The 6,908-nt window shown below is 57.2% G+C and carries 6 protein-coding genes; 5 read left to right on the forward strand and 1 reads right to left on the reverse strand.

The annotated features are described in order from the left end of the window. Positions 1-57 precede the first annotated feature (57 nt). A complete protein-coding gene (gene dusA / locus G6Q29_RS20905; protein WP_165466960.1) occupies positions 58-1,053 on the forward strand; it encodes a tRNA dihydrouridine(20/20a) synthase DusA in 996 nt (331 codons plus the stop codon). Positions 1,054-1,189: 136 nt separating this feature from the next. After that, positions 1,190-1,432, forward strand: a complete 243-nt coding sequence (gene pspG / locus G6Q29_RS20910) for an envelope stress response protein PspG (protein ID WP_165466961.1) — start codon at positions 1,190-1,192, stop codon at positions 1,430-1,432. 184 nt (positions 1,433-1,616) lie between these two features. On the opposite strand, the gene G6Q29_RS20915 is transcribed toward pspG, so the two are convergent. Further along, positions 1,617-2,600, reverse strand: a complete 984-nt coding sequence (locus G6Q29_RS20915) for a quinone oxidoreductase (protein ID WP_165466962.1) — start codon at positions 2,598-2,600, stop codon at positions 1,617-1,619. Positions 2,601-2,660: 60 nt separating this feature from the next. On the opposite strand from G6Q29_RS20915, the gene dnaB reads away from it, so the two are divergent. The 3 genes from dnaB (at position 2,661) to tyrB (ending at position 6,472) form a co-directional block, all read left to right on the forward strand. Next, on the forward strand, positions 2,661-4,073 hold the full coding sequence (gene dnaB, locus G6Q29_RS20920) for a replicative DNA helicase (RefSeq protein WP_003860298.1): 1,413 nt from the start codon (positions 2,661-2,663) through the stop codon (positions 4,071-4,073). A 16-nt stretch (positions 4,074-4,089) separates the two neighbouring features. Next, positions 4,090-5,169 carry an alanine racemase gene (gene alr / locus G6Q29_RS20925; protein WP_165466963.1) on the forward strand — a complete coding sequence of 360 codons (1,080 nt, stop codon included), beginning with the start codon at positions 4,090-4,092 and terminating at the stop codon, positions 5,167-5,169. Positions 5,170-5,278: 109 nt separating this feature from the next. Next, on the forward strand, positions 5,279-6,472 hold the full coding sequence (gene tyrB, locus G6Q29_RS20930; RefSeq protein WP_165466964.1) for an aromatic amino acid transaminase: 1,194 nt from the start codon (positions 5,279-5,281) through the stop codon (positions 6,470-6,472). The last annotated feature ends 436 nt before the right edge of the window (positions 6,473-6,908 follow it).

A 6,908-nucleotide genomic window follows, 5' to 3' on the forward strand; every position in this document is an offset into this window, starting at 1 on the left:
TTTTTAAGCCTATGCTATAGTAGCGCCCCTTTTCCACCAAATGCTTAAAACTTCGCCATGTCGTCAGAATTCCAGACCGCTTTCCCTGCACACCGTTTCTCCATTGCGCCAATGCTCGACTGGACGGACAGACACTGCCGCTATTTCCTGCGCCAGCTCTCCCGCCATACGCTGCTGTACACCGAAATGGTCACTACCGGCGCAATTATTCACGGCAAGGGCGATTATCTGGCGTACAGCGAAGAGGAGCATCCGGTTGCGCTGCAACTGGGTGGCAGCGATCCGGCTGCGCTGGCGCAGTGCGCGAAGCTGGCCGAAGAACGCGGTTATGACGAGATTAACCTCAACGTCGGTTGCCCGTCCGACCGTGTGCAAAACGGTATGTTCGGCGCGTGTCTGATGGGGAATGCACATCTGGTGGCGGACTGCATCAAAGCGATGCGCGACGTCGTCTCTATCCCGGTCACGGTCAAAACCCGTATCGGCATAGACGACCAGGACAGCTACGAATTCCTGTGTGATTTCATCAACACCGTATCAGGGAAGGGTGAATGCGAGATGTTTATCATCCACGCCCGTAAAGCCTGGCTCTCTGGCCTCAGCCCGAAAGAAAACCGCGAGATCCCGCCGCTGGACTACCCGCGCGTGTACCAGCTGAAACGCGACTTCCCGCACCTGACCATGTCGATCAACGGCGGTATTACGTCGCTGGATGAAGCCAAAGCGCATCTCGACCATATGGATGGCGTGATGATCGGACGCGAGGCGTATCAGAACCCGGGCATTCTGGCGACGGTTGATCGGGAAATCTTTGGCGTTGACGGTGCTGACACCGATCCGGTTGCCGTCGTGCGCGCCATGTATCCGTACATTGAGCGCGAGCTGAGTAAGGGTACGTACCTTGGCCACATTACCCGCCATATGCTCGGCCTGTTCCAGGGCATTCCCGGCGCGCGCCAGTGGCGTCGTTATCTCAGTGAGAACGCGCACAAAGCCGGTGCGGATATTGAGGTCCTGGAACACGCGCTGCGTCTGGTTGCGGATAAACGTTAAATTTCGCTAAAAGATGGTCAAATACGCCACGCCCTGCAAACTATTGCAGGGCGTTTTGCTTTCAGAACAAAGACTTATTTTTGGCATGTTTCTTGTAATGATCGCAGCATCATTCGGGAACTCGTGGGAGAGCACCATGCTGGAACTACTTTTTGTGATTGGCTTCTTTATCATGCTGATGGTCACGGGCGTGTCGCTGCTCGGTATCCTGGCCGCGCTCGTTGTGGCCACAGTGGTGATGTTCGTTGGTGGTTTATTTGCTCTGACGATTAAACTCATGCCGTGGTTACTTCTGGCGATTGCGGTGGTATGGGCGATACGGGCGATTAAATCACCAAAACTGCCCACTTATCAGCGTAATAACCGCTTCCGTTACTAAGGTATTGAGGGGTACGTCACATACCTGCAACTTTTCCGGCCGCAATCCTTAGAACAGAATAGGATTTATTTATCGAATCTGTCACTATTGCTGCCGCTAAAGAATTCATCGAGCTGTACCCTACATACAGCCGAACTAAAAAAAGAAAGGGCTTCCCACGGGAAGCCCAATTTCTTTTTACGGCTCAGGGAATTAACAGACTAGACCCCTGCGTTGCCCGGCTCTCCAGCACCTCATGCGCACGTTGCGCATCGGTCAGCGGATATTTCTGCGCCTCTGCCACATCTACTTTAATTACCCCGCTGGCGATCAGCGAGAACAGCTCGTTGCTGGCTTCCTCGAGTTCTTCCCGGTTGGTGATGTAACCTTGCAGGGAAGGGCGAGTGACGTACAACGACCCTTTCTGATTCAGAATGCCCAGGTTGACGCCGGTGACTGCCCCGGAGGCGTTACCGAAGCTCACCATTAGCCCGCGACGTTGCAGGCAGTCCAGCGAAGATTCCCAGGTGTCTTTCCCCACCGAGTCATACACCACGCGGACCTTTTTGCCGCCAGTGATCTCTTTCAGCCGCTCAACGATGCTCTCTTCCCGGTAGTTGATCACCTGCCATGCGCCCGCGTCCAGCGCGCGCTGCGCTTTTTGCGCGCTGCCTGTGGTGCCGATCAGCTTCGCGCCCAGGGCTTTCGCCCACTGGCAGGCAATCAGCCCCACGCCACCTGCGGCTGCGTGAAACAAAAATTGCTCGTCAGGCTTAATTTCGTAGGTTTTGCGCAGCAGATAATAGACCGTCAGCCCTTTCAGGAATGAGGCGGCAGCCTGCTCGAAGCCGATCGCATTTGGCAGAAGTGCCACTTTCTCGGCCGGAACGTTATGGATGGAGCTGTAAGCGCCCAGCGCCGACTGCGCGTATACCACGCGATCGCCTTCCTTAAAGTGCTTAACCGCGCGGCCCACTTTGCTGACGATACCGGCCGCCTCTGTGCCCAGCCCGCTCGGCATCGACGGTGGTGGATAGAGGCCGCCGCGAATATAGGTATCGATGTAGTTAATGCCGATCGCTTTGTTTTCCACCTGGATTTCGTTCTCGCCAGGCGCAGCGGGGGTAAATTCCACCGCTTTGAGTACGTCAGGGCCACCATGCTTGTGAAATTCAATACGTGTTGCCATGCTTCCTCCAGAATGTGGTAATCTTTCGACCCACTCTTTATCTCGGTAACTCCATTCACTATGGCAGGAAACAAACCCTTCAACAAACAGACTGAACCTCGTGAGCGTGATTATCAGGTCGCCGGGTTAAAAGTCCCGCCGCACTCGATTGAAGCGGAACAGTCGGTGTTGGGCGGTTTAATGCTGGATAACGAACGCTGGGACGACGTCGCCGAGCGCGTTGTCGCGGAAGACTTCTATACCCGCCCGCACCGCCACATCTTTACGGAAATGGCGCGTTTGCAGGAGTCGGGCAGCCCGATTGACCTGATTACGCTCGCAGAATCGCTGGAGCGTCTGGGACAGCTCGACAGCGTCGGCGGGTTTGCCTATCTGGCAGAACTGTCGAAAAATACGCCAAGTGCCGCGAACATCAGCGCTTACGCTGATATCGTCCGTGAACGTGCCGTTGTCCGCGAGATGATCTCGGTGGCGAATGAGATCGCCGAGGCCGGTTTCGATCCCCAGGGCCGCACCAGCGAAGATCTTCTCGACCTGGCGGAATCCCGCGTCTTTAAAATTGCCGAAAGCCGTGCGAACAAAGACGAAGGCCCGAAAAATATCGCCGATGTGCTCGACGCCACGGTTGCGCGTATTGAGCAGCTTTTCCAGCAGCCGCACGATGGCGTGACGGGGGTGAACACCGGTTATGACGATCTCAACAAGAAAACGGCAGGTCTTCAGCCATCGGATTTGATTATCGTCGCTGCGCGTCCGTCGATGGGTAAGACGACTTTTGCGATGAACCTCGTCGAAAACGCGGCGATGTTGCAGGATAAACCGGTGCTTATCTTCAGTCTTGAGATGCCCTCAGAACAGATCATGATGCGTTCTCTGGCGTCCCTGTCGCGCGTGGATCAGACCCGCATCCGTACCGGCCAGCTGGACGATGAGGACTGGGCGCGGATCTCCGGCACCATGGGGATTCTGCTTGAAAAACGGAACATCTATATTGATGACTCCTCCGGCCTGACGCCGACGGAAGTGCGCTCCCGCGCGCGCCGTATCGCCCGTGAACACGGTGGCATCGGCCTGATCATGATCGACTACCTTCAGCTGATGCGCGTGCCGTCGCTCTCTGACAACCGTACGCTGGAAATTGCAGAGATCTCCCGCTCGCTCAAGGCGTTAGCCAAAGAGCTGCACGTGCCGGTGGTGGCGCTGTCGCAGCTGAACCGCTCTCTGGAACAACGCGCCGATAAACGCCCGGTCAACTCCGACCTGCGTGAATCCGGCTCCATCGAGCAGGATGCCGACTTAATCATGTTCATCTACCGTGATGAGGTTTATCACGAGAACAGCGATCTGAAAGGGATCGCCGAAATTATTATTGGTAAGCAACGTAACGGCCCCATCGGTACGGTGCGTCTGACCTTTAACGGCCAGTGGTCGCGTTTCGACAACTATGCCGGTCCTCAATATGATGATGAGTAATTTCTAAGGAATTCAAATGCAAGCGGCAACTGTTGTGATTAACCGCCGCGCTCTGCGACACAACCTGCAACGTTTGCGAGAACTGGCGCCCGCCAGTAAGCTCGTTGCAGTCGTGAAAGCGAACGCTTACGGACACGGTCTTCTTGAGACCGCGCGAACGCTCCCCGATGCCGACGCTTTTGGCGTCGCCCGTCTCGAAGAAGCTCTCCGCCTGCGCGCAGGCGGAATTACGCAACCGATTCTGCTCCTCGAAGGCTTTTTTGAAGCCTCGGACCTGCCGACCATTGCCGATCAGCACCTGCACACGGCGGTGCATAACGAAGAACAGCTGGCCGCGCTGGAAACGGCCGAACTGAGCGAACCGGTCACCGTCTGGATGAAGCTCGACACGGGCATGCACCGTCTCGGCGTGCGACCTGAAAGCGCGGAGGCGTTTTATCAGCGCCTGTGTCAGTGCAAAAATGTGCGTCAGCCGGTGAACATCGTCAGCCACTTTGCCCGCGCCGATGAGCCTGAGTGCGGCGCAACGGAACAGCAGCTTGATATCTTCAACACCTTCTGCGAAGGCAAACCGGGGATGCGCTCCATTGCGGCGTCCGGCGGGATCCTGCTGTGGCCGCAGTCGCACTTCGACTGGGCGCGTCCGGGCATCATTCTTTATGGCGTTTCGCCGCTTGAGAACAAACCCTGGGGGCCGGACTTTGGCTTTAAGCCGGTGATGTCGCTGGTTTCAAAGCTGATTGCCGTGCGTGAGCACAAAGCGGGAGAGCCGGTGGGTTACGGCGGCACCTGGATCAGCGAGCGCGATACGCGTCTTGGCGTGGTGGCGATGGGCTACGGTGACGGCTATCCCCGCGCCGCGCCAACGGGCACGCCGGTGCTGGTCAACGGTCGCGAAGTGAAGATTGTCGGTCGCGTGGCGATGGACATGATTTGTGTTGATCTGGGGCCCGACGCGCAGGATATAGCGGGGGATGATGCGGTGATGTGGGGCGAAGGCCTGCCGGTAGAGCGTATTGCTGAAATAACAAAAGTGAGTGCTTACGAACTTATCACGCGCCTTACCTCAAGGGTCGCGATGAAATACGTCGACTAAGCATGAGCGGGATGCGATGCATCCCGCTTCTGTTAACATCCCCTCGATCTTCTTCCGCTTCCGGTTTATTGTTGAATTCCCTGCCTCATAATAATCCGGAGAACATCGCGTGTTTCAGAAAGTAGACGCCTACGCCGGCGACCCTATTCTCTCCTTGATGGAGCGTTTCAAAGAAGATCCTCGCAGCGACAAAGTGAACCTCAGCATTGGTCTTTACTACAACGAAGACGGCATCATTCCTCAGTTGAAAGCCGTTGCCGAAGCTGAAGCGCGTCTTAACGCAACTCCGCACGGTGCTTCGCTTTATCTGCCGATGGAGGGATTAAACACCTACCGCAACACTATCGCGCCGCTGCTGTTTGGTGCGGACCACGCGGTGCTCGCGCAAAAGCGCGTGGCGACTATCCAGACGCTGGGTGGCTCGGGTGCGCTGAAGGTGGGTGCAGATTTCCTGAAAAAGTACTTCCCGGATTCCGGCGTGTGGGTCAGCGACCCGACGTGGGAAAACCACGTTGCGATCTTCGAGGGTGCAGGCTTCAGGGTTGAAACCTATCCGTGGTTCGACAGCGAAACCAACGGCGTGCGCGTTGATGCGCTGCTGGAAAAACTGAACACCCTGCCGGAGCGCAGTATCGTATTGCTGCATCCATGCTGCCATAATCCGACCGGTGCGGACCTCACCAATGCCCAGTGGGATGCGGTGATCGAGGTGCTGAAGGCGCGTAACCTGATCCCGTTCCTCGACATCGCCTATCAGGGCTTTGGCGCGGGCATGGACGAGGACGCCTACGCCATTCGCGCGATTGCCAGCGCGGGGCTTCCCGCTCTGGTCAGCAACTCTTTCTCAAAAATCTTCTCCCTGTACGGCGAGCGCGTTGGCGGTCTGTCCGTGGTGTGTGAAGACGCCGAATCAGCGGGACGCGTACTCGGTCAGCTGAAAGCGACGGTCCGCCGGATCTACTCCAGCCCGCCGAACTTTGGTGCGCAGGTGGTAGCGACCGTACTGGGTGACGAAGAGCTGAAAGCCACCTGGCTTGCGGAAGTGGAAGGTATGCGTAAACGCATCCTGTCGATGCGTCAGGAGCTGGTTAACGTGCTGAAAGAGGCGGTGCCGGGGCAGAATTTCGACTATCTGATTAAGCAGCGCGGAATGTTCAGCTACACCGGACTGAGCGCAGCGCAGGTCAATCGCTTACGTGAAGAGTTCGGCGTCTACCTGATTGCCAGCGGCCGTATGTGCGTGGCGGGGCTGAACGCCGGCAACGTCCAGCGCGTGGCGCAGGCGTTTGCTGCGGTGATGTAAGTACTCACTAATTTTCCTTTCTCCTCATGGGTGAGAGCATCAGGCCGCAGTAAATTTCGCCCGGTGGCGCTACGCTTACCGAGCCTACGGGCTGGTTGTTCTCCCTCTCCCTGTGTGAGAGGGCTGGGGTGAGAGCATCGGGCCGCCGTAAATTTCGCCCGGTGGCGCTACGCTTACCGAGCCTACGGGCTGGTTGTTCTCCCTCTCCCTGTGTGAGAGGGCTGGGGTGAGGGCATCAGACCGCAGTAAATTTCCCCCCGGTGGCGCTACGCTTACCGAGCCTACGGGCTGGTTGTTCTCCCTCTCCCTGTGTGAGAGGGCTGGGGTGAGAGCATCAGGCCGCCGTAAATTTCGCCCGGTGGCGCTACGCTTACCGAGCCTACGGGCTGGTTGTTCTCCCTCTCCCTGTGTGAGAGGGCTGGGGTGGGGGCATCAG

It is taken from the genome of Enterobacter cloacae (genome assembly GCF_011078175.1).
In the GTDB taxonomy this organism is placed as follows: Bacteria; Pseudomonadota; Gammaproteobacteria; order Enterobacterales; family Enterobacteriaceae; genus Enterobacter; species Enterobacter cloacae_Q.